The following is a 23,881-nucleotide window of genomic DNA, read 5'->3' as shown; positions in this document are numbered from 1 at the left end:
TCAGTTGCGTTACGTCTGAGTGGTGAAAGCCTGGGGAGCTGGATGCTGCGCCCGGGATCGCTTATTCGCGTCCGAGGTCGCGGTCCTTGATATTGACCGCGACACCGGGAAGTTTTTCAAGCCGCGAGGCCAGTTCCCTGGCCATGGCGACAGAGCGGTGCTTGCCTCCGGTGCAGCCGATGCCGATGGTGGCGTGGTGTTTATTTTCCCGCTGATACCCGGCCAGCACCGTCGCCATGGCGGCGGCGTAGTGGTCGATAAAATCAAGAGCACCCGTTTGGGCAAGTACAAAGTCTCTCACCTCCGGCTCGACACCGGTGTGTGCGCGCAACTCGGGAATCCAGAACGGGTTCGGTAAAAAGCGAACATCCGCGATCAGATCGACATCCGTCGGCAGACCGTACTTGAAGCCGAAGCTCATAATGGTCAGCTGAACCCCCGCTCGCCCCTCGGCCGCGAACCGCTCGGTGATCGTCGTCGCGAGCTGGTGCACGTTGAGGTCAGAGGTGTCAACGACGAGATCACTCGATTCCCGAACGGCGAGCAACCGAGAACGTTCCGCCGAAATGCCGTCGAGAAGGGTACCGTCGCCCTGCAGCGGATGCGGCCGACGTACGGATTCAAACCTGCGCACGAGCGCGTCGTCCCGGGCTTCAAGAAAGATAACCTGCACCTGGGTGTTGCTGCGAAGTTGCTGCACGGTTTCGAGAAAATCACCGAACAGATCGCGGCCACGAATGTCCACGACAGCCGCGATCTTGGGCAAATTCGTGCCGGCCCGTTCGACCAGATCGACCAGGGGCCGCAGCATTTGCGGCGGAAGATTGTCGACGACGTACCAGTCCAGGTCTTCCAATGCGTTGGCTACGGTGGAGCGTCCCGCCCCGGACATTCCCGTGACGATCAGCACTTCCTGCTTGTCGGGGTCCGTAGTCATTCTTGGAAATCGCCTTAATGAGAAGTTGATGGACTAGCAAGCCTACCGAGCGCTGGCCGGTTTCGGGTGTCGTTCAGGCGCGCAGGTGGGCGTAGATAGACTCCGCCAGCACCGAGCCGATGCCACGGACATCCGCAATTTCCGCCACCGAAGCCACCTTGAGGCGCGCCACCGAACCGAAATGTTGCAACAAAACTTTCACCCGAGCCGGCCCGAGCCCCGCGACTTCACCCAGAATCGAGGAGATGTCCTTTTTACGGCGAATGCGCTGATGCGTGATGGCGAACCGATGAGCTTCGTCGCGGATGCGCTGGATCAGAAACAACGCGTCGCTGTTGCGGGGCAGAATAACCGGGTAGTCGGAGTCGGGCAGCCAGATTTCCTCGAGCCGCTTGGCGATCCCGCACAACTGGATTCCGGTCACGCCCGATTCGGCCAGGGCGCGTTTGGCGGCGGCGACCTGCGGCTGGCCGCCGTCGACGATAAGCAGGTTGGGCAGGTACTTGAATTTGGCGCGCTTCTGCTCCACCTGGGCGATGTCGCTTAAATCAACAGCGCCCGGCGCGGGAGGTGATGCATCCGCAGCACCGGCCTCTGGCTTCAGGTAAGCAAGGCGTCGAGTGAGAATCTGATAAATCGAGTCGGTGTCGTCGGTTGATTCGGGAATGTTGAAGCGGCGGTATTCATCTTTGCGGGGTAACCCGTCTTCGAAGACGACCATGGACGCGACGATGTTCGTGCCACTCAGGTGCGACACGTCGTAGCACTCCATGCGCAGAGGAGCGTCCGGCATCTCGAGGGCATCCTGAATGTCTTCCAGGGCCTTGGAGCGTGCGACGAAGTCCGAGCTGCGACGGGTTTTGTAGAGCATCAGCGCCTGCTTGGCGTTGTTGCTCGCTGTCACGAGCAGAGCAGCCTTCTCTCCGCGTTGGGCGGCAACGAGCCGCACCTTGCGACCGGCCAGCTCAGCCAGCGACGCCTCGAGAGCCTCCGCGTCGTCTGGCAGCTCGGGGAGCACGATTTCGCGCGGCGGCACTGCGTCGTGGTTGTACGCCGTCTGCATCATGGAGTCGATGAGTTCGCTCATGGTGACGTCGAGTTCCTTGTCGACCATCCACCCGCGCACGCCGCGGATACGCCCACCGCGCACGATGAACAACTGCACGGCCGCCGCCAACTCGTCTTGTTCGATGGCGAACAGATCAATATCGACGTTGTCGCGCAGCACAACGGCGCTTTTCTCGAGTACAGCATTGAGTGCACGCACCTGGTCACGGCGTTTGCCGGCGATTTCATATTGCTGCGCGGCCGCGGCGTCTTTCATCTCCTGGGTGAGGAGGTTGATGAGTTTCTTGTCGTGACTGCCCATGAAGCTCACGAACTCGTTGACGATCTTTCGGTGGTCTTCCATCGAAACCAGACCGGAACAGGGACCGAAGCAGCGTCCGATCTGGCCGGCGAAACAGGGCTTGCCGCTCTGCATCGCCCGCTTGTAGTTGGCATTGTTGCAGGTGCGGATGGGGAAGGCCTTGAGCATGAGCTCAATGGTTTCGTGCACCGCCCACACCTTGGGGTATGGACCGAAATAGCGAGCACCCTTGATGCCTTCGGTGCGGGTGACCAGGGCGCGCGGCGCCTCGTCACCCAGCGTGACGGCGAGATACGGGTAAGACTTATCGTCTTTGAACTGCACGTTGAAGGGCGGATCGAACTCGTTGATCCACATCCACTCGAGCTGCAGGGCCTCGACCTCGGTGCCGACGACCGTCCACTCGACCCCGGCCGCAGACGTCACCATGCGCCGGGTACGTTCGTGCAGGCTATGCAGCGGCGCGAAATAATTGCTCAGCCGCGCACGCAGGTTTTTAGCTTTGCCGACATAGAGGATGCGCCCGGTCGCGTCGCGGAACCGGTACACCCCGGGGGTCGTAGGAATCTCGCCCGTTTTTGGGCGATAGCTCAGGGCATCAGACATGGATATTTGCCGCCTAGTCGGCAGCCAGGACCTCTTTCAGGAAGGTACCAGTGAAGCTCTTCTTGACCGTGGCGAGATGTTCGGGCGTGCCGGTCGCGAGCACTTTGCCGCCGCCGGAGCCGCCTTCTGGTCCGAGGTCGATCACCCAGTCAGCGGACTTGATGACGTCAAGGTTGTGCTCGATGACAATGACGGTGTTGCCCTTGTCGACAAGGCTGTTGAGCACGAGCAGCAGTTTGCGCACGTCTTCGAAGTGCAGGCCCGTCGTGGGCTCGTCGAGCACGTACACGCTGCGACCGTTGGAGCGTCGCTGCAATTCGGTGGCGAGCTTCACCCGCTGCGCCTCGCCGCCGGAGAGGGTGGTGGCGCTTTGGCCGAGCCGAACATAGCCGAGGCCGACCTCGACCAGCGTCTTGAGAAAACGGTGGATCGACGAGATCGGTTCGAAGAAATCGGCCGCCTCGCTGATCGGCATGTCGAGCACCTCGGCGATGTTCTTGCCCTTGTAGTGCACGGTCAGGGTGTCGCGGTTGTACCGGTCTCCCCCACACACCTCACAAGCGACATACACGTCGGGCAGGAAGTTCATTTCGATCTTGATCGTGCCGTCGCCCGAGCAGGCTTCGCAGCGCCCGCCCTTGACGTTGAAGCTGAACCGGCCGGGCAGGTAGCCGCGAGTCTTGGATTCGATGGTTTCCGAGAACAAAGTGCGGATCTTGTCGAATACGCCGGTGTAGGTGGCCGGGTTGGAGCGCGGCGTGCGGCCGATCGGTGCCTGGTCGACATGGATTACCTTGTCCAGCTGCTCCAGCCCGGTAACCCTGGTGTGCTTACCTGGCAGCTTGCGGGCACCGTTGAGCCGGTTGGCGAGCACCCGGTAGAGGATGTCGTTGACGAGCGAGGACTTGCCGGAGCCGCTCACCCCGGTGACAGCGGTGAATGTGCCGAGGGGGAAAGTCACCGAGACCTTCTGCAGGTTGTTCGCCTCCGCACCGGTGACGCCGATGAGTCGTTCCGGGTCGATCGGGCGGCGAGTTTTCGGCGTGGCGATGGACTTGCGCCCGGACAGGTAGTCTCCGGTGAGCGATTTGGTATTGGCCAGCAGACCCTCATAAGACCCGGAGTGCACGACGTGCCCGCCGTTGATCCCGGCGCCCGGCCCGATGTCAACGACCCAGTCGGCGGTTTTGATGGTGTCTTCGTCGTGCTCGACCACGATGAGCGTATTACCGAGGTCACGCAGGGTGACGAGCGTCTCGATCAGGCGGCGATTGTCACGCTGGTGCAGGCCGATGCTCGGCTCATCGAGCACATAGAGCACCCCGGTGAGGCCGGAGCCGATCTGCGTCGCCAAGCGGATGCGCTGCGCCTCGCCACCGGAGAGGGTCGCCGCAGCACGAGCAAGGTTGAGATAGTTCAGCCCGACTCGAATAAGAAAGTCGAGGCGTGCCCGGATCTCGCGCAAGACCTGGGCGGCAATGGCCGCCTCGCGGTCGGTGAGCGTGAGCCGGTCCATGAATTCGCGTGCATCGCTCAAGCTGAGCGCGCAGACATCCGCAATGCTCGCCTCGTGCACGAGTACGGCGAGCACTTCGGGCTTGAGCCGGGTGCCTTTGCAGACGTGGCAGTCAACCTCGCGCAGGTACTCGGACCAGCGCTGACGCTGGGTGTCGCTCTCGGCCTGCAGGTACTGGCGTTCGATGTAGGGAACGACGCCCTCAAAGCCCGAGGTGTAGCTCATCTCCCGGCCATAGCGGTTCTTCCACTTGACGCGCACCTCGAAGTTGTCACCGCGCATGACGGCGTTCTGTACCTCACTGGTCAGTTCACCCCAGGGGGTGTCGAGGGAGAAGTCGAGGTCACGGGCGAGGCCGTCGAGCAGTTTCTCGTAGTACTGGAACAGTCCCTTGCCCTGGGTGGTCCACGGCAGCACAACACCCTCGGCGATACTCAAGTCGGGATCGCCGAGCAGCAGGTCTTCGTCGACCGACATGCGGGTGCCGAGACCGGAGCACTCGGGGCAGGCACCGAACGGAGCATTGAACGAGAAAGTGCGCGGCTCGATTTCGGTCAGCTGCACCGGGTGGTTGTTCGGGCAGGAGAGCTTTTCGGAATAGTTCTGCCAGGCCTTATCGCCTTCCTCGTCGAGGAAGTTGATCTGTACGAGTCCGTCGGTGAGCTTGAGCGCTGTTTCGAGCGAGTCGGTGAGGCGGGAAAGAAGCTCAGGGCCGGCGACGAGGCGGTCGACGATGACCGCGATATCGTGCTTCTGCTGTTTCTTGAGCGTGGGCGGTTCACTCAGCTGAATCTGCGTACCGTCGACGATCGCGCGGGAATATCCACCGCCGGCGAGTTCCTGGAACAGGTCGACGAACTCGCCCTTCTTTTGCGAGATGATCGGGCTGACCACTTGATAGCGGATGCCCGACTTCAGCTCCATGAGCTGGTCGGCGATCTGCTGTACGGTCTGGGACCGGATGATCTCACCACAAACGGCGCAGTGCGGCACACCGATGCGGGCCCAGAGCAGGCGCATGTAGTCGTAGATTTCCGTGATGGTCCCCACCGTGGAACGCGGGTTGCGGTTAGTCGATTTCTGATCGATCGAGACCGCCGGGCTCAGGCCCTCGATGAAGTCCACATCGGGACGGTCAACCTGCCCGAGGAACTGCCGGGCATACGCTGAAAGCGACTCGACGTAGCGGCGCTGACCCTCGGCGAAAATGGTGTCAAAGGCCAGCGATGACTTGCCCGAACCCGAAAGCCCGGTGAAAACTACGAGCGAATCGCGCGGAATCTCCAGATCAACGTTGTGGAGGTTGTGTACGCGGGCTCCGCGCACACTGAGTTTCGGACCTGTTTCTACCTTGGTAATCGACACTTATCGATTCTATGCAACGCCGCTGACAGTGACGTCCAACGACCGCCGCCGAGAGCGAACACGCGGCCGCCTATATATTGATACGGTGTATGTATATACACGGTAATAATTAGCAGACCGATCCATCGGAGGTTGTATGTCTGTTCGCCAAAGCCTGCTCGCCATCCTGAACCAAGGGCCGTGCTACGGCTACCAGTTGCGGGCCGAATTCGACCGTCGCACCGGATCGACCTGGCCGCTCAACGTGGGTCAAATCTACAACACCCTCGACCGCCTCGAGCGGGACGGCCTGGTGCAGAAGGCAGACATCGACGCCGATGGCCAGAACTACGTCGAGATAACGGATGCCGGCAGCGCGGAAGTCGCTGACTGGCTCGGCTCCCCCGTGGTGCGCACCATGGCCACCCGCGACGAGCTCGCCATCAAGCTCGCGATCGCCGTGACGCTACCGGGCGTCGACATCGCCCAGGTGATTCAGGTGCAGCGCACCGCCACCATGCGCACCTTGCAGGAGCTGACTCGCACCAAGAACGCGACCGCCGACCCGGAATCCTCCGAGCAGTTGGCCTGGCTGCTCGTAATCGACTCGCTCATCTTCGCGGCTGAGGCCGAAGCACGCTGGCTGGACCACTCGGAGCACCGGCTGGCCAGGGCGCGGGCCGCCGGCCTGGCTGAACCGTTGCCGCTGAACACCGAGGTACCCAAGCGTGGCCGCCCGGCCAAGACGGCGGCGGCCAGCGCATGACCGGCTCCGATCTACTCTTGCAACTCGACGGCGTCTCGATGCAGTACGGCCGCGGCGAGACCGCGATCACGGCGCTTGCTGGGGTCGACTTGTCGGTGAGCCGCGGCGAACTCGTGGCGGTGATGGGGGCATCCGGTTCGGGGAAATCGACCCTGCTCACCGTGGCCGGTGGGCTGACCCCGCCGACGGCCGGCGAGGTCATCGTTGAAGGGCACTGGCTCAGTCAGCTTCCGGCCCGGCAACTCGCGACCCTGCGCCGGCGCAGCCTCGGCTTCGTCTTTCAAGACTTTAACCTGATCCCCTCACTGACCGCGCTCGAAAACGTGAGCCTGCCGCTCGAACTCGAATCGCGTTTCGAATCGCCCGGCGGATGGCCGGACAGTCCCCGGGTCGCAGCGCACTGATCGCCCTGCTCGTTGCGATTCCCGTGCTCGGGATGGTGGGGATCACGACCGTGACCGCGAGCAATGTCGCGACACCCGCTGAGCGCGTTGAACTGGAACTCGGGTCGACTGAGGCGCGGGTACAGATTGTCGCCGCGCCACACCCGAAACTCACGCAGGACCCGCTGAACCAGGGGAACTGGGGTTACAGCGACGAGGCGGGCCGTGTCGACGCCGTGCAGTCGATCGAACCGATGCCGGTCGCCGCCGCGTCGCTGTTTGCCGACGGTACACGTTTGCTCTCCATCCGGTCAACGCCTGTCGTGGTGGAGACGAAAGACGGGCTCGCGTCGTTTCCGGCGGTGCAGGGACAGCCGTGGGACCCGGCATTCGCCGGAAAGTACGACGTGACGGCGGGATCGGCCCCGACCAGTGACGACGAGATCATGGTGACCGCTGCCGCCCTCGATCGTCTGGGAGCCCAGATCGGGTCGACGGCTGCCTTCACCGCGCCACAAGCGCGCTCGTTCACCATAGTTGGCACAATTCAAAGCGCAACCCTCGACGACTCCGCGGTCGGGTTCTACGGGCTGCCAGGAGTCTTTGACGGCGTACTGCCCGACGACACCGACCTGATGACCGAGTGGTACCTGCCCGACACCCCGCTCACCTGGAGCCAGATCGGGGACCTCAACCCGCGCGGTGCGACCGTGCTGTCGCGCACCGTGCTGCTGGACCCGCCGCCGGTGGGCAGCTACACCTTTGACGGTGGGTTTTCCCGCAGTACGACCAATCTGTTCGTCGCCCTGCTCGGCGGATTCGCCCTGTTCGAGGTCGCGCTGCTCGCGGGCGCCGCATTCACAGTTGGCGCGCGCACCCAGCAGCGCACCCTAGCGACACTGGCGAGCGTCGGCGGCGACAAACGGATGCTGTTTCGCGTCATGTCGTTCGGCGGAGTCATTCTCGGCGCGGTCGGTGCCGCCCTGGGATCCGTGCTCGGCCTCGCCGGCGCCTGGATCTTCATGCAGATTTCGGCGAACGGAAGCGCCGCCCGGTATCCGGGATTTCACCTCGACGTGGTGTCCCTCAGCGTCATCGCCGCCTTCGCCGTGCTCGCCGGCTGGTGCGCAGCCGCGGTTCCAGCCCGAGCGGCCGGCCGCATCGATGTCTTGGCTGAGCTGCGCGGTGCCCAGCGTCCGCCGCGAGTGACACGCCGCCGCCCGGTGGCCGGGATCGTTCTGTTGGCAATCGGCGCGGTCATCGCCCTCACCGGTGGCGTGGTCGAACTCGCCGCATACGCACCGGTGTATCAGGTGGGTCTGGCCAATTTCGGCATCGCCCTTATTGTCGCCGGTCCGGTGATCATGCAGATCGGGGCGGTTTTCGTCGCTCCCCTGATTCTGCGGTGGGCTGCCCGCGTCGCCTCCCGGTTCGGACCCGGCGCGAGGCTCGCAGCCCGCGATGTAGCGCGAAACCCCGGGCGCAGCGTTCCAGCCCTCGCGGCTATTATGAGCTGCGTTTTCGTGGCGACCGTCGCGATGAGTCTCATTTCAACCATGCAGCTGAATTCGACCAAGGGCTACACCTACGGTGCCCCGCTGGACACGGCATCGGTGAGTCTGACGACCTCTCTCAATGAGCCGCCGTACGGCCAGGTGTTGCAAACCACCGGGCCCGAAGTCGTTGCCGCCGTCGACAGCAGCTTTCCGAGCGCACGGGCCAGGCTGCTGAGCAGTGCAGAGGATCCGCCGACAGGATTCGGAGAAGCGGATACCGACGGCACCACCGCGGATGCACCCACCTTCGCCCTCCCCCGGATCGATGCCGACACGGTATGCCCGAGTGATGTCACTCGAATGGACGCCGATCATGAGGACACACCCACCGACATCCGCTGCCCCACTCCGCACTATCTCGACACGATGATGAACTCGAGTATGAACGACCACATCTGGGTGGGCGATCTGGCGGATTTCGCCGCGATTCTCGGCGAACCCGTCTCCGAGAAGTCTCAGAAGATGCTCGCCGTCGGCGGGGCCGTGGCGACTTACCCGCAGTACGTCGTCAACGGAGAGATACGCATTGACTGGATCACGGAGCTCAACTCCGTGCTTGAACCCGCGCGTAGCGTGTCGCTGGCCGGGAGCGTGCAGGAGCCCGAGCATCCGCTGCCGTACGCCGTGTTCATGCTGACTTCCACAGCCGACAATGCTGGCCTCGACTACCGGCCGTCGGTGGTCGTCAGCAGTATCGGCAAAGACCCGACCCAGGCAGAATATGACCATGCGCAGGGTGCACTCGCCGCCATCTCGCCGGGGATCTACCTGCAAACCGAGACGGGCCCACAGACTTATGGAGCGTCGTGGACCTGGGCCCTGCTCGGTCTCACGGCGATCATCGCCCTGGTCACGGCGTCGATCACCATCGGGCTCGCCCGCGCTGACGGGCACCGGGACAACGCCGTGCTCACCTCGCTCGGGGCCTCCCCGCGAGTGCGCCGGGCCTTCGGCTTCTGGCAGGCGGTGGTGATCGTTGGCCTCGGCAGCGTCATCGGGGTGCTGCTCGGGCGGGTTCCCTCGCTCGCGCTGTCGCTGACCCGCGACACCGCTGGGCTCTCTTTGCTACCGTTCACTCCCCCGTGGCTGCAGCTCGCGCTGATCGTGGTGGCGCTCCCGGCGGTCGTCGCGGTCGGTGGTGCCCTCGCTGCTGGGGGAAACCGCACTCGGTTCAGCAATCGGGCCGCGTTCGACTGAATCGGACGACCGAGATCGGGCATCCGCTCTCGCGGCACTCGTTTAGGATCGCCGCACTCGTTGCAACGAAAACCGCGAGACCAAACGAGTGCCACGACGCTCTGGCCCGCGCCGCCTCGGGACGGACACCGGCTCGCGGCACCTGTTCAGGATCGCGGCCCCCCTAAGAACGCGTGCTGCGATCCTCAACAGGTGCCGCGAGAACAGGGCTCGGCGTAGGCACCCCGTTCGGAGGCACGCTTGCACGGTTACTGCAGGTGGCCAGCCTTCTCCATCTGGCGCAGCTCACGCTTGAGCTCGGAGAGCTCGTCACGCAGGCGCGCGGCAAGTTCGAACTTCAGCTCCCCGGCAGCCTCGAGCATCTGCGAGTTGAGGTCGGCGATGATCGATTCGAGGTCGTTGGCGCCGTTCGCGGCGAGGCCGACCCGCCGGTTGGGACTGGAACTCTTGCGCCGGGCATCTCGGCCGGCGAGAAGTTCGGCGGTGTCCGCCTCCTCTCGGGCGAGGGCCTCGGTGATGTCGCCGATGCGTTTGCGCAGCGGCGTCGGGTCGATGCCGTGCAGGGTGTTGTATGCGACCTGCTTCTCCCGGCGGCGGTCGGTCTCGTCGATCGCTTTCGCCATGGATGCCGTCAGTCGGTCGGCGTACATGTGCACTTCGCCGGAAACGTTGCGGGCGGCTCGCCCGATGGTCTGGATAAGGGACGTGGCCGAGCGCAGAAACCCTTCTTTGTCGGCATCGAGGATAGCGACGAGGGATACCTCGGGCAGGTCGAGCCCCTCGCGCAGCAGGTTGATGCCGACCAGCACATCGTAAATGCCCGCACGGAGCTCGGTGAGGAGCTCGACTCGACGCAGGGTGTCGACGTCGGAATGGAGGTAGCGCACGCGCACCCCCGCTTCGGTGAGAAAGTCGGTGAGGTTCTCGGCCATTTTCTTGGTGAGCGTTGTGACCAGCACGCGCTCATTGCGTTCGGTGCGCTTTTTGATTTCTTCAAGCAAGTCGTCGATCTGCCCGGCGCTCGGCTTGACGATGATCTGGGGGTCGATCAAGCCGGTCGGGCGGATGATCTGTTCGACGATGCCATCGGCGATACCCATCTCGTACTTGCCCGGCGTGGCCGACAGGTACACGGTCTGACCTACTCGGTTCTTGAACTCGTTGAACTTGAGCGGTCGATTGTCCAGCGCGCTCGGTAGCCGAAAGCCGTGGTCGACCAGGGTGCGCTTTCGAGAGGAGTCCCCCTCGTACATGGCACCGATCTGCGGCACGGTCACGTGCGACTCATCGATGACCATGAGAAAATCGTCGGGAAAGTAGTCGAGCAGGCAGTGCGGAGCCTCTCCCGGCTCACGCGCATCGATGTGCCGAGAGTAGTTCTCGATGCCGGAGCAGAACCCGATTTGCTCCATCATCTCGAGGTCGAAGGTGGTGCGCATGCGCAGACGCTGGGCTTCGAGTAGCTTGCCCTCACGTTCGAGCACCTCGAGGCGCTCAGCAAGCTCGATCTCGATGGTGCCGATGGCACGGCGCATCACGTCGTCGCTTGCGACATAGTGCGAGCCGGGAAAAACGGATACCGAATCGAGTTTTTTGACGATGTCACCGGTGAGCGGATGCAGGCTGTAGAGCCCCTCAATCTCATCGCCGAACATCTCGATGCGAATAGCGAGCTCTTCGTACATTGGGATGATCTCGATGGTGTCGCCACGCACTCGAAAATTGCCTCGCGAAAAATCGACATCGTTTCGTTTGTATTGCATCGCCACGAATTTGCGTACCAACCAGTCTCGGCTGACTTTCTGGCCTATCTGCAGCGCGATCATGGCGTCGAGATAGCCTTGCGGCGTGCCGAGCCCGTAGATGCACGACACGGTGGACACCACGATGACGTCGCGGCGGCTCAGCAGCGAATTGGTGGTGGAGTGCCGCAGCCGTTCAACCTCCTCATTGATCGAGGAGTCCTTTTCGATAAACGTGTCGGTCTGCGGAACGTAGGCCTCGGGCTGGTAATAGTCGTAGTACGAAACGAAGTACTCGACCGCGTTGTTGGGCATGAGGTCGCGAAATTCATTGACCAGCTGGGCCGCGAGAGTCTTGTTGTGGGCGAGCACGAGCGTCGGGCGTTGCACCTGCTCGATCAGCCAGGCAGTCGTGGCTGACTTGCCGGTACCGGTGGCTCCAAGCAGAACGATGTCGGTTTCTCCGGCATTGATGCGGGCGGTCAGGTCGGCGATGGCGGACGGCTGGTCGCCGCTCGGGGTGTACTCACTGACCACTTCAAACGGGTTCACAGAGCGCGTGGGTTCCATGCCCTCATTGTACAAAGGGGGTCTGACAGTCAACCTCTGCAGGTGGACTCCGGCGTGGGGGCGTCGTCGGTCTCTTCGCCCGCGCCAGCTTCGCCTGCTCCAGCTTCGGCCGCTCCAGCTCCGCCTGCTCCAGCTTCGCCTGCTCCAGCTCCGCCTGCTCCAGCTTCGCCCGCGCCAGCTTCGCCTACTCCAGCTTCGGCCGCTCCAGCTTCGGCCGCCCGTACGCGAGTCCACAGTGCGTCGACCTGGGACAGAGTCGCTTCGACAGTGCCGTTGTTGTCGATGACGACATCAGCCAGGGCGAGGCGGTCCGCATCACTCGCCTGCGCGGCAATGCGGTGGGTAGCTTCCTCACGCGACAGCCCACGTAACGCCACCATGCGCTCGATTCGGGTCTCGGCATCTGCATGCACGACAACGATCAGATCGAACGTGACCAGGCCGCCGGCGATGGCCTCGGCCAGGAGCGGAACGTCGTACACGACGATGACGTGCGGGTCGGCGGCCACCGCGGCGGCGACCCGATCGCGAGTGAGCCGCCGTACCGCCGGATGCGTGATGGCGTTCAGCCGCTCCCTCTGGCGCGCGTCGGTAAAAATGATGGCGCCCAGCGCTGGTCGATTTAGCGTGCCATCGTTCAGCAGGATCGTGTCGCCGAACTCGGCGACGATTGCGGCGAGGCCGGGCGTTCCGGGTTCGACCACTTGACGGGCCAGCTGGTCGGCGTCGATTCCGATGGCACCCCAGGAAGCCAGGCGCTTTGCCACGGTGCTCTTGCCCGACGCGATTCCGCCGGTCAGTCCAATCAGATACATTCCGCCATGCTATCCGCTGCGCCGCCGAGCGGATGCGACCGCCTGCATCAATACCGAACGGCGGGCGTCGCCCTACCCGAGGGCCCGCTGAATCTCCGCCAGGAGTGCCGCACGGTCGATGTCAGGCCCATTCACCTCGACCACAACCTTGTTTGGGGCCGCCGTCCAGCGTGTCCTGGTTGACGGTTTCTTCATCCTCAACGACGAGGATGGTGCGTGTCTGCGGCCGATCCGCACGAAGACCCAGCAGGGCGAGTGAGGTTTGCAGCTCGGCTGGCTGGAGCGGTTTCTCCAGGACGGCAGCAGCCCCCCGGCTCAGCGCCATGCCCATGTCCGTCAGGCCATCGATGATGATGACCGGTGCGGATGCCAGCCCCAGCGAATCTTGCAGTTTCAGCAGGAATTTCCAACCGTCCATTCCAGGAAGGTTCACGTCGAGGGTGATCAGGCTCAGCGGGATGCGCCGAGCGATCTCGAGAGCTTCCTCGCCGCTCGCGACCGTGATCACCCGAAATCCTTCCGTCTCCAGGAGCAGCCGCAGGATCTCGGCCGATTTAGGATCGTTTTCGACGACAAGCGCCGTCGAGTCACTCTGGATGGTGATGCTGCTGCTGACGATGGCTTCAGTGAGGCTGGGCGACGCTGCGTCGAAAGCAGCGGGGCCTCCCGTGCCGCCGTTGTCTGAGGGATGAAAACTATTCATGAAATTCTCCGATGGGGCTGTGGTTCGTGGAACTGGTGTGCACGGGCGAATTCATCCAGAAAACAGGTTCTCGTGGGGAAGTTGGAGGTGCGCGGCAATCCTGAAGATATCGGGACGCGCCAAGGAGGAGAAGATATCCTCACTATCAGGTATAGCACGAAGTTTCAGAGTTCCACGGTCAGCCCGACCGCGACGGATGCCCATCGGCCTATGGCATCCGGCTCAACCACAGGCGTTACGTGAACCGTGGGTATCAGATCCGTCGGTTCCACGACACAGCGGGCCGCATCCCGAAGGATGCAGCCCGCTGTGGGGGTGTAGCTGTGGTGCTAGTTGCCGCCGGAGAGCTTCTCGCGGAGAGCCGCGAGTGCTTCGTCGTCGGCGAGCGTGCCGGCGCCAGCCGACTCGCTCGAGAAGGCCGATCCAGCCGGTGCAACGTCGCTGGGGGCAGCGATCTCGTCGTTCGCGGTCGAAACCTGCTTCTTGTGGGCTTCCCAGCGAGCCTGGGCAGCAGCGTAGTCCTGCTCCCACTTTTCGCGCTGCTCGTCAAAGCCTTCGCGCCACTCGTTGGTCTCGGAGTCGAAGCCTTCGGGGTACTTGTACTGGCCCTTGTCGTCGTACTCGGTGAGCATTCCGTAGAGCGCCGGGTCGAACTCGGTGCCGTCGGGGTCGACGCCATCGTTGGCCTGCTTGAGGCTCAGCGAGATGCGGCGACGCTCGAGGTCGATGTCGATGACCTTGACGAAGACCTCGTCGCCGACCGAGACAACCTGCTCGGCGAGCTCGACGTGCTTGCCGGAGAGCTCGCTGATGTGTACGAGGCCCTCGATGCCCTCGGCCACGCGAACGAACGCGCCGAACGGGACGAGCTTGGTGACCTTACCCGGTGCAACCTGGCCGATGGCGTGGGTGCGGGCGAATACCTGCCACGGGTCTTCCTGCGTTGCCTTGAGGGACAGCGAGACACGCTCGCGCTCGAGGTCAACTTCGAGAATCTCGACGGTGACTTCCTGGCCAACTTCAACGACCTCGCTGGCGTGCTCAATGTGCTTCCAGCTGAGCTCGGAAACGTGAACCAGACCATCGACGCCGCCGAGGTCGACGAACGCACCGAAGTTGACGATCGAGGAGACGACGCCCTTGCGGACCTGTCCCTTCTGGAGGTTGTTGAGGAACGTGGTGCGGCTTTCGCTCTGCGTCTGCTCGAGCAGGGCGCGGCGTGACAGCACAACGTTGTTGCGGTTCTTGTCGAGTTCGAGGATCTTCGCTTCGATCTCCTGGCCCAGGTACGGGGTCAGGTCGCGAACGCGGCGAAGTTCGATGAGCGATGCCGGCAGGAAGCCGCGCAGGCCGATGTCAACGATGAGTCCACCCTTGACGACCTCGATGACCGAACCGGTGACAACACCGTCGGACTCCTTGATCTTCTCGACGTCGCCCCATGCACGCTCGTACTGAGCCCGCTTCTTGGACAGGATGAGGCGGCCTTCTTTGTCTTCTTTCTGAAGAACGAGGGCCTCGACCAGGTCGCCGACCTTGACGACCTCAGACGGGTCGACGTCGTGCTTGATGGAGAGTTCGCGGGAGGGAATGACACCCTCAGTCTTGTACCCAACGTCGAGCAGAACCTCGTCGCGGTCGATCTTCACAACGGTGCCTTCAATGAGGTCTCCATCGTTGAAGAATTTCAGAGTCTTTTCGACCGCGGCAAGAAAGTCTTCAGCAGATCCAATGTCGTTGATGGCGACCTGCTTGGGTGCCCGTTCGGTCGTTGCGATTGTCATGTAGTAGTTGCTCCAGGATGGACAAAATCGGGCCATACGCGAAAAAATCGTACAAGTATTGAGGATGCTCAGCGGCAAAAAAACCCGGGGAACACTCCGCGCATGGCAGCGGGTAGGCGTCACGATTGTGACACTTCAGTTTAGCCACCCTGAGCGGCAAGGAGCAACTCGGTGTCCAACGCGGGTGCCCTGCCGCCAAACGGTGACTACGGGACGACCATGATCTGCCCGGCGGCGCCGCGTTCAGCGTCTGTCAGGGCGTGCGTCACGAACGGATAGGTACCTGCCTGGGAAAAACTCAGCTCCACAAACCCGCCCTGCGCCGGCGCGAGCGCCAGCGTCTGACTGCCGCCGGTGCCGGTGCTGCCGCCGTCACGCAGCAGATATTCACCCTCCGCGTAGACCGTGTCGAACTGGCCCCCGACGATGTGGAAGGAACTCGCCCGGTTGGGTCCGGCGTCGATTACCCAGAAGCGGATGCGCTCGCCCACCTTCGCACGGAGCGGCTGATCCTGATATTGGTCGGCATACCCGTTGAAGACAACGAGATCGGGGGCGGCAGCGGCGATCTTGTCGGAATCGGCCACGCCTCCCTGCGGCCCGAGGTAGAACTCAGACTGGACCAGCAGGTATTCCCGGTCGACCGGGTCGAGTCCGGCGGGATCGATGACGACCGCCCCGAACATGCCGTTGGCGATGTGCAGCGACATCGGCATCGTGGAGCAGTGATACAGCCAGGCACCGGACCGCGTGGCGGTGAAGGAATACTCGAGGGTTTCGCCCGGATCGATCGTGCGCATGGGACCGTCGGGGGCGAGCGCGCCGGCGTGGAAGTCGAGGGAGTGGCCGATCGAGGCCTCGTTGATCAGGGTGATCGTGAAGGTGTCGCCGACTTTTCCGCGCAGGGTCGGACCTGGCGCAGTGCCGTTGAACGGCCACAGTGTCTGGGTCACTCCTGGGGCGACCTCGATCTCGGTGTCGCCGACCCGGAAGGTGTAATCGTGGTGGGTTTCGGCGGATGCGGGCAGCAGGGCGGCATCGCGCGCCACGAATCCCGGCGAGGGCTCAGACTGGGATCCGAGGTCGTCGGCGGCGGATGCTTCGGATACGGCGGATGCTTCGGATGCTTCGGAGCCCGTCGCGCCGAGACCGGCGTGGTCGGCCGCAGCATCCGTCGCTGCGGACCCCGTGACGACGATCTGCAGCACCATGCCCATCTGGCGGTGGCCGGCAATGGAACACCAGCCTTCACTGCTGGCGGCCATGATTCCGGCGTCGACGATGACGGTCTCCTCCGGCGCGACCCGGCCCGAAGTCAACCCATTCACGAGGGTGAGGTCATGCACGGCGGTGTCACCGTTGGTGACGGTGAGTTCGAGCCGGTTGCCGGCGGGTATCGTCAGGATTGACGGTGAGAACCGCATATCCAGCATGGTCACGGTCGCGTCGGTGACCTCGCCCGAGGCGATGCTCGCGTTGGCGCCCTGAGCGGTGAGCGACGCCGTACCGACCCCGGCCGTGACCGGGTCGAGTGCGACACCCGCGGTGGCGGCCAGGACGAGCGCACCGACCGCGGCGGCGGCCATCCCACTGCGCGTGCGGCGCGGGCCCACCGCACCGGCCGGGACCGCTGCAAGCCCGGCGACCGGAGCGGACCCGGCACGGGAGCGGATGCGCCCGCCCGCCGCGACCGCGCGCACCAACAGCACCAGAAAGCTCAGCAGCACCCCGAACACCAACAGGGACAGCACGACCTTGACCAGGCTCGGTACCGGCAGGAGGTACAGCACGATGCCGCCGTTGGCGACGAGCAGGCGAAACAGCGGCGCCCGGTTGAGTTCGAGGGCGGCAGCCTTACCGGCTTGCGGTCCGCCGCCGGAAACCATCGGAACCAGGTAGCTGAGGGCGCCGAGCAGCAGTTGCGCACTGAAGCCGGCCAGCAACGGAATCACCAGCCAGCCGAGGCGGGTGACGGCGTCGGCCGGGGTGGCCGCGGTCACGACCACGACACCGAGCGCCGCAACACTGAACGCGAGCCAGGCCATCGAGGCGGCGAGGCTCCAGCCGGCGAAAGTCATCGGTGGCGCGTGTCGGGCCTGCCGCACTGCCTCCCGCACGACGGGCACGAGTCCGAGCAGGTAGAGCACGCCGCCCGCCCCGACACCGAGCGGCACTCCGGCCAGGCTGGCGCCGGCGACGACCGTTACGCCGGCGGTGAGTAAGGGAAGGGCGGTGCGGGCGGCGGCATCCGTTCCATCACCGAGCCGGGTGCGCAGCACCGTAGGCCAGAGCAACAGCAAGGTCCCGACCGCGGTCAGACCGACCCAGCCGAGCACGTTAAGGGCGATGTGCGCCACATAGAGGCGAGCGTGCAGGTCGTCGCCCGTCCCCGGGTTGGCCATCCAGATGCCGAGGCCTACCCCACCGAAGAGACTCACCGCGGCGACGACGTAGTAACGCACGAGCGAGCCGAAGCGGGTGGGTTTCGCCCGGTGGAGTTCGCCGCCCAGAAGGACCGTATGCAGCACCGCCACCGCGCCGACCAGCACGCCGCCCACGAGCACCACGACGAACAGGTTCAAGATCATGCCGGTCATCACGAGAATGGCCCCAAGCGTATGCCCGACCAGGCGTACGATCAGCGACCGGCGCCCGTCGAGTGCCGGCCGTCGCACCAGGGTGTCGGCGAAATGCTGGCTCCAGATGATGATGGCAGTACTGATTGCACCGAGCAGCAAAAGATGCACCATGAGCCAGTCGGCAACCGGAATGCCCTGATGGGCCAGAACAACGACGCCGAGTACGGCGAGCCAGGCGGCGACGACGGCGTTGGTCTGCAGATACCAGGTGCGGCGGGCATGCACGCGGGCCGTGACGGAACTCATCGTCGGTCTTTCCGAACGGGTCTCGCGGGCTTGCCCTGGTGTAACGGGCCGAGCGCCGCTGAGACCACAGCGATGACGATGAACAGCAGCAGGGCTGTGATGTTGAGTGATCCGCCCAGCTGCAGCAGGTGGGGCAAGCCGCGCGCATCGCCGAACAGCACCCGCAGCACGAGCGAGGCGTGCAGCAGAGCTACGGGTAGGTACATGATCGGCCGGTACGGTAGCGGGCGGCGCAGCACCGCCGGCAGAATGACGGGCGCGTGAGCCATGATCATCGAGAGCGTGAACCCCAGCAGTACCGCATGGATGACTGCGTCGTAGGTTGGGCCGCTCGTCGCGGCGCCTCCGACGAGCCAGATTCCGCCGGCGACGACCAGCCAGGCATACCCGCTGAGCAAGCAGGCTGCCATGTATCTCGGAAGCCCGAACGACCCCAGCGTGCGGCGCGCGACGTCGTGCAGAAACAGCCAGCAGACCACCCAGAGGAGAGCCAGGCCAAACAACGGATAGCCCAATGCGGGCACGCACAGGGCGAGCGAGACGCATCCGGTCAACGACAGCGACGCCCACAGCAGACCTCGTCCGGGATGGGTGCCGCGCAGGGTCAACCGCGCGAGTTCGAGGCGTTCGCCGGCGATGGTGAGAACGAGGAAGGCACTGAACGCCGGGATCAGGTGGGCAACGGGAACGTTGGCGAGCCAGAGAATTGCGGCCACTTGGAGGTTGACGCCGCCGAGGAACTGGATCGCGACGGCTGTCATCGCCTGTCGTCGCCAGATGCTGCGGTAGATCAGCAGCAGGCCGAGCGCCCCGATCGCGATCGCGGTACGTCCGAGCCAGGACGGCAGCGGCGCCAGCACGAGCAGGCTGCCGAGGCCGAGCAAGGCCGGGGCGCTGAAGGCCCACCACCTCTTGATGGCGACGGCCCGTTCGAGCACAATCAGGGTACCCACGAAACCGAAAACCATCAACGCACCGTGGGACGCGGCGACGCGGTCGGCGAGCGGCGGAACGTCGAAGCCGAGCAGGGCCGTCGCCGCGTATAGCCCAAGCAGCAGCGACACCCCGGCTGGAGCCAAAAACAAAAAGCGGATGCCCGTTCGATCAATAACTGCCCGGCGGGACTTCGGCCGAAGCTGCAATGGAGCGGTGACGCCCTCTACTTGTTCCGGCCTAGATACAGAGCAGGTATCGAACGAGGACGACTCGGGGGGACGCACCCGTCTAGTTTACCGAGCCTTATATGCTCACTGAGGACTGCGTCGCTCCTGCCCGTTACGCCAGGGCCGACCGCAGGGTGTCAAGGCCAACGCCGCCGAGGTCCAGGGCACGACGATGAAATTCCTTGACCCTGAAGTTCGCTCCCTCGCGAGCGGCACACTCGTCGCGCAGCTGCTCCCAGATGCGCTGGCCGACCTTGTACGATGGCGCCTGGCCCGGCCAGCCCAGGTAGCGGTTCACCTCGAACTTCACGAAACTCTCATTCATGTTGACGTTCTGACCGAGAAATTGAAAGGCATACTCTGAAGTCCACTTACCCGAACCGTCTGGCAGGGTCTTGCCGAGGTGCACGCCGATGTCAAGAACCACACGAGCGGCGCGCATTCGCTGCCCGTCGAGCATGCCGAAACGGTCTGCCGGGTCGTCGAGGTAGCCGAGCTGTTCCATCAATCGTTCGGCGTAGAGCGCCCAGCCCTCGGCGTGCCCCGACGTGCCGGCCAGTTGGCGGCGCCAGGTATTGAGCTTGGCCCGGTTGTAGACGGCCTGACCGATCTGCAGGTGGTGGCCGGGCACACCCTCGTGATAGACGGTGGTCAGTTCACGCCAGGTGTCGAATTCGGTCACTCCGACGGGTACTGACCACCACATGCGTCCGGGGCGGGAGAAGTCGTCGGTGGGTCCGGTGTAGTAGATGCCGCCCTCCTGGGTCGGCGCGATCATGCACTCGATGGTCTTGATCTCGTCGGGAATGTCGAATTGGGTTTCGGCGAGGTCGGCGACGGCTTTATCGCTGGTTTTCTGCATCCACTCCTGCAAGGCCTGCGTGCCGTGCAGTTTGCGTTTCGGGTCCGTGTCGAGGTAGGCGATGGCTTCGAGTACGCTCGCACCTGGTTTGATCTGGTCGGCGATCTTTTCTTGCTCTTCCACCATGCGAGCGAGTTCTTCGATGCCCCATTCGTAGGTTTCGTCGAGGTCGACAGTCGCGCCCAAAAAGCGACGGGAGGCGAGGGAGTAGAGATCACGACCGATCGCGTCGTTTTCGGTGGCTCTGCCCTCGAGTTCTGTGGTGAAGAAAGTGGCCAGTTTGTCGTAGGCGGTCGCTGAGCGGCGTGCGCCCACACCGAGGTCTGTGACCAGGGACGCCGGCAGTGTGCCATCGTCCACAGCGGCGTTCGCGGTGAACTCGGCGAAGAACCCGTCGCTGGCCGAGTGGCGTTGCGCCTGGGCGAGCACCTCCCGCACCTGCCGAAGAGCCGGCGTCACTCCGCGTTCGATGCCGAGGCGCAGCGTGTCGATGTACCCGTCGATGGCTGCGGGCAGATTGCCGAGCCGGGACGAGATGTTGGCCCAGTCGTCAACGGTCTTGGTTGGCATGAGGTCGAAGATCTCACGAATCTCCTGCGCCGGTGATGCGATGACGTTGAGGTCGCGTAGCTGTAACTCGGCGTCGGAGCTTTCCACGGTGAGGGCCAACTCGCTGCGCAGGTCGGTCTGGGTGACGTCATCGACGCTGTCGACCGGGTGGGCGGCATCCAGCTGGGCAATGGTCTTCTTCGCCTCGGCGATGAATCGTTCGTGGCCGGCCGGGGAATAGTCGCCGTAGCGACCATCCCCCTCGGTGCGGCCGATGTAGGTACCCACCGTTGGGTCGAGGTCGACGAGGGTGTCCACCCACTCTTCAGCGATCTGGTCGATGGCCGTTGGCGTGCGCTGGATGTCGTGTGTCATGCCCCGAGCCTAGGACACCAGAGTTTCGGCCGAACCCCCCAATCGGGGAGAGTGGCCGGTCAACCCGCATGGAACTAGTGGGCGGCTGCGTCCCAGTTGGGTCCGCGACCGACCTGCACCGTCAGCGGAACGAGCAGGTCGGCGGCGGACTCCATGTTGTGGGTGACGACCTGGCGCAGGGCGTCCCACTCCCCCGGTGCGACGTCGAAAATCAACTCGTCGTGAACCTGCAGCAGCATGCTCGACTCCATCGAGGCATCCGCCAGGTCGGCGGCGATACCGTTCATGGCGATCTTCATGATGTCGGCCGCCGAACCTTGGATCGGAGCGTTGAGGGCTGCGCGTTCGGCGTTGTCGCGCAGCACTCGTTTGGGGCTGGCCAGGTCAGGGAACGGCCGGCGACGCCCGTAGATCGTCTCGGTGTAGCCGTCGACCTTGGCTTGCTCAACGACGTTGCGCAGGTAATCGCGCACAGCTCCGAACCGCTCGAAGTAGTCGGTCATGAGCTGCTTGGCTTCTTTGGTGTCGATGCGCAGCTGCTTGGATAAACCGAAGGCGCTGAGGCCGTAGGCGAGCCCGTAGCTCATCGCCTTGACCTTGCTGCGCATCTCACCGGATACGTCAACGGGGTCGACACCGAAAATACGCGAACCGACGAAACGGTGCAGGTCCTCGCCGGCATTGAAAGCTTCGATCAGTCCCGCGTCCTCGGAAAGATGCGCCATGATGCGCATCTCGATCTGTGAGTAGTCTGCCGTGAGCAGGCTCTCGCTTCCCGCACCGGCTTGGAAAGCGGCACGGATGCGCCGACCCTCCTCGGTGCGAACGGGGATGTTCTGCAGGTTTGGGTCGTTCGAGGAGATGCGGCCGGTCGTGGTACCGATCTGCACATACGTAGTGTGGATGCGTCCGGTGCTGTCGATGGCTTTATCGAGGGTCTCAACAATTTGGCGCAGCTTGGTGGCATCACGGTGCTTCAGCAGCAGGTCGAGGAACGGATGCGGATTGCTCGCCTGCAGGTCGGCCAGGGCGCCGGCATCCGTTGAAAAACCGGTCTTGTTGGCCCGGGTCTTGGGCATCTCAAGCTGCTCGAACAACACGTCTTGTAGTTGCTTGGGTGAGCCGAGGTTCACCTCACGGCCGATTTCGGCGTAGGCCGCCGCCGCGAGACTCGCGGTGCTGGCGCCGAGCTCAGCTGAGAGTTCGGCGAGTTGCTCGTGCGAGACGCTGACGCCGGCAAGCTCCATGTCGGCAAGAGCCAGCAGGGTGGGCAGTTCGATCTCCAGCAGCAGCTTGAGAGAGCCGGGGTCGAGCGCGGTCTCGACGGCGGCGAACACCCGCAGGGTGTACCAGGCCTGGGCGGGGGCGCCGGCCTGCTGGGTCTCGTCGGGTACGAGCTGGTTGGGGTCGGCCACCGGCAGTGCTTCGTCGAGGTACCGTGACACGAGGTCAGCCAAAGACTTGTCTGGGCCACCCGGGCGAAAGAGCCAGGCGCCGACCAGCGTGTCGAAGGCGAGGCCGGCGAAGGGCAGACCGCTGCGGCGCAGAGCCTTCACCTGGTGTTTGGCGTCGTTCATGATCTTCAGAGCGTCGCTCGCGAGCCAAGCTTCGAACGGAGCGTAGTCTTTGCGGCCCTGCTGCCACGGCAGGTTGATGGTTTCGGTCGGGCTGGCCAGTCCGAAACCGATGGCCTTGCCGTCTTGCACTTCCACCGTGAGGCCGAGTCCGGCCGGGTGCGCCGCCGTTGCCCGGTCGAGCCAGGACTGCAATTCTTCGTCGAGCAGGTCCTGCGCGATGGGCGACTGCACGGCTGGAACCTCGTCGATGGCGGCGACGAGAGCGGATGCTGCGGCCGCCGGGTCTTCTCCGGCGAGCTTGAGCACCCGGTCGAGCAACGTCTTGAATTCGAGGCGGGTGAAGATGTCACGCACAGCGTCGGTGTTCATGGCCCCGCGTTCGAGGCCGGCAACGGCCACAGGCAGCTCCAGGTCGGTGACCAGACGGTTGAGACGGCGGTTGCGAATCGCGTTCTCCCGCTGCTCGCGCAGGTTGTTGCCGACGACGCCCTTGATCTCGTCGGCGTGTTCAAGGATGCCATCGAGGCTGCCGTAGAGGCCGAGCCATTTGACGGCGGTCTTCTCGCCGACCTTGCTGATGCCGATCAGGTTGTCACTGGTTTCACCGACGAGGGCGGCGACGTCGGGATACTGCTCCGGTTCGACGCCGTAGCGCTCGCGCACCCGGGCCGGGTCGTAGCGAGTGAGGGCGGACACGCCCTGGCTGGATGGGTAGAGCAGCGTGACGGTCTCGTTGACGAGCTGGATCGCATCCCGGTCGCCAGAGACGACGAGTACGTTGTAGCCGGCCACGGTGCCTTGCACCGAGAGGGTCGCCAGAATATCGTCGGCCTCGAAGTCTTCCTTGGTGATGGTCGTGATGTTCATCGCGGCGAGGGCTTCTTGCAGCAGTGGAATCTGGCCGAGGAACTCCGGCGGTGTCGCATTGCGCGTGCCTTTGTACTCCGGGTATTCCCTGGTGCGAAAGGATGCGCGCGAAATATCGAAGGCGACGGCGAGGTGGGTCGGCTTCTCGTTGCGCAGCAGGCTGAGCAGCATCGACAGAAAGCCGTGGATGGCGTTTGTATGCTGACCGGCATGGGTCTGGAAGCTGTCCACCGGCAAGGCGTAGAACGCCCTGAATGCCAGGGAGTGGCCGTCGATGATCATCAGGGTAGGCTTTTCGGTGTCCAACACTCCCCT

The 23,881-nt window shown here is 63.9% G+C and carries 14 protein-coding genes and 1 pseudogene; 3 read left to right on the top strand and 12 right to left on the bottom strand.

The genetic code is table 11. The features are described from left to right. Positions 1-61: 61 nt before the first annotated feature. From rapZ to uvrA, 3 genes are all read right to left on the bottom strand, one after another. Positions 62-937, bottom strand: coding sequence for an RNase adapter RapZ (rapZ, locus tag E3T38_RS10435; RefSeq protein ID WP_134548152.1), 876 nt, complete (start codon positions 935-937; stop codon positions 62-64). Positions 938-1,010: 73 nt separating this feature from the next. Beyond that, positions 1,011-2,912 carry an excinuclease ABC subunit UvrC gene (gene uvrC / locus E3T38_RS10430; RefSeq protein ID WP_134548151.1) on the bottom strand — a complete coding sequence of 634 codons (1,902 nt, stop codon included), beginning with the start codon at positions 2,910-2,912 and terminating at the stop codon, positions 1,011-1,013. A gap of 13 nt (positions 2,913-2,925) precedes the next feature. Beyond that, entirely contained in the window at positions 2,926-5,793 is a 2,868-nt protein-coding gene (gene uvrA / locus E3T38_RS10425; RefSeq protein WP_104200749.1) for an excinuclease ABC subunit UvrA, read from the bottom strand. Positions 5,794-5,929: 136 nt separating this feature from the next. Here uvrA and E3T38_RS10420 point away from each other — a divergent pair, with 136 nt between their 5' ends. Genes E3T38_RS10420 through E3T38_RS10410 form a run of 3 tightly spaced genes read left to right on the top strand, consistent with a single transcriptional unit; the run spans position 5,930 to position 9,674 of the window. Next, positions 5,930-6,538 carry a PadR family transcriptional regulator gene (locus tag E3T38_RS10420; RefSeq protein WP_134548150.1) on the top strand — a complete coding sequence of 203 codons (609 nt, stop codon included), beginning with the start codon at positions 5,930-5,932 and terminating at the stop codon, positions 6,536-6,538. Next, complete coding sequence (locus E3T38_RS10415) at positions 6,535-6,942, top strand: ABC transporter ATP-binding protein (protein ID WP_134548149.1); 408 nt, start codon at positions 6,535-6,537, stop codon at positions 6,940-6,942. The genes E3T38_RS10420 and E3T38_RS10415 overlap by 4 nt, the downstream gene beginning before the upstream one ends. Continuing rightward, positions 6,909-9,674, top strand: a complete 2,766-nt coding sequence (locus tag E3T38_RS10410; protein WP_134548148.1) for an FtsX-like permease family protein — start codon at positions 6,909-6,911, stop codon at positions 9,672-9,674. Before E3T38_RS10415 ends, E3T38_RS10410 begins: the two co-directional genes overlap by 34 nt. A gap of 248 nt (positions 9,675-9,922) precedes the next feature. On the opposite strand, the gene uvrB is transcribed toward E3T38_RS10410, so the two are convergent. From uvrB to polA, 9 genes and pseudogenes are all read right to left on the bottom strand, one after another. Beyond that, complete coding sequence (gene uvrB / locus E3T38_RS10405; RefSeq protein WP_104197968.1) at positions 9,923-11,986, bottom strand: excinuclease ABC subunit UvrB; 2,064 nt, start codon at positions 11,984-11,986, stop codon at positions 9,923-9,925. Positions 11,987-11,990: 4 nt separating this feature from the next. Next, complete coding sequence (locus E3T38_RS17515) at positions 11,991-12,119, bottom strand: hypothetical protein (protein ID WP_370449023.1); 129 nt, start codon at positions 12,117-12,119, stop codon at positions 11,991-11,993. A 103-nt stretch (positions 12,120-12,222) separates the two neighbouring features. Further along, positions 12,223-12,801, bottom strand: a pseudogene (coaE, locus tag E3T38_RS10400) (dephospho-CoA kinase); the annotation flags it as partial. Positions 12,802-12,922: 121 nt separating this feature from the next. Then, positions 12,923-13,504, bottom strand: coding sequence for a PleD family two-component system response regulator (locus E3T38_RS10395; RefSeq protein WP_134548146.1), 582 nt, complete (start codon positions 13,502-13,504; stop codon positions 12,923-12,925). Positions 13,505-13,833: 329 nt separating this feature from the next. Continuing rightward, entirely contained in the window at positions 13,834-15,288 is a 1,455-nt protein-coding gene (gene rpsA, locus E3T38_RS10390) for a 30S ribosomal protein S1 (RefSeq protein ID WP_092448535.1), read from the bottom strand. 206 nt (positions 15,289-15,494) lie between these two features. Then, a complete protein-coding gene (locus E3T38_RS10385) occupies positions 15,495-18,173 on the bottom strand; it encodes a multicopper oxidase domain-containing protein (RefSeq protein ID WP_134548145.1) in 2,679 nt (892 codons plus the stop codon). Further along, positions 18,170-19,237 (bottom strand): hypothetical protein, encoded by a 1,068-nt coding sequence (locus tag E3T38_RS10380; protein WP_198417343.1) that lies wholly within the window; start codon positions 19,235-19,237, stop codon positions 18,170-18,172. Before E3T38_RS10380 ends, E3T38_RS10385 begins: the two co-directional genes overlap by 4 nt. Before the next feature lie 211 nt (positions 19,238-19,448). Beyond that, positions 19,449-21,122 (bottom strand): DUF885 domain-containing protein, encoded by a 1,674-nt coding sequence (locus tag E3T38_RS10375; protein ID WP_134548144.1) that lies wholly within the window; start codon positions 21,120-21,122, stop codon positions 19,449-19,451. Positions 21,123-21,196: 74 nt separating this feature from the next. Then, positions 21,197-23,875, bottom strand: a complete 2,679-nt coding sequence (polA, locus tag E3T38_RS10370) for a DNA polymerase I (RefSeq protein WP_134548143.1) — start codon at positions 23,873-23,875, stop codon at positions 21,197-21,199. Positions 23,876-23,881: the final 6 nt, after the last annotated feature.

The sequence above is a fragment of the Cryobacterium sp. Hb1 genome (genome assembly GCF_004403585.1).
Taxonomy (GTDB): domain Bacteria; phylum Actinomycetota; class Actinomycetes; order Actinomycetales; family Microbacteriaceae; genus Cryobacterium; species Cryobacterium lyxosi.
The sequence above is the reverse complement of the archived record's forward strand: the minus strand, read 5'-3'. Positions and strand labels throughout refer to the sequence as shown.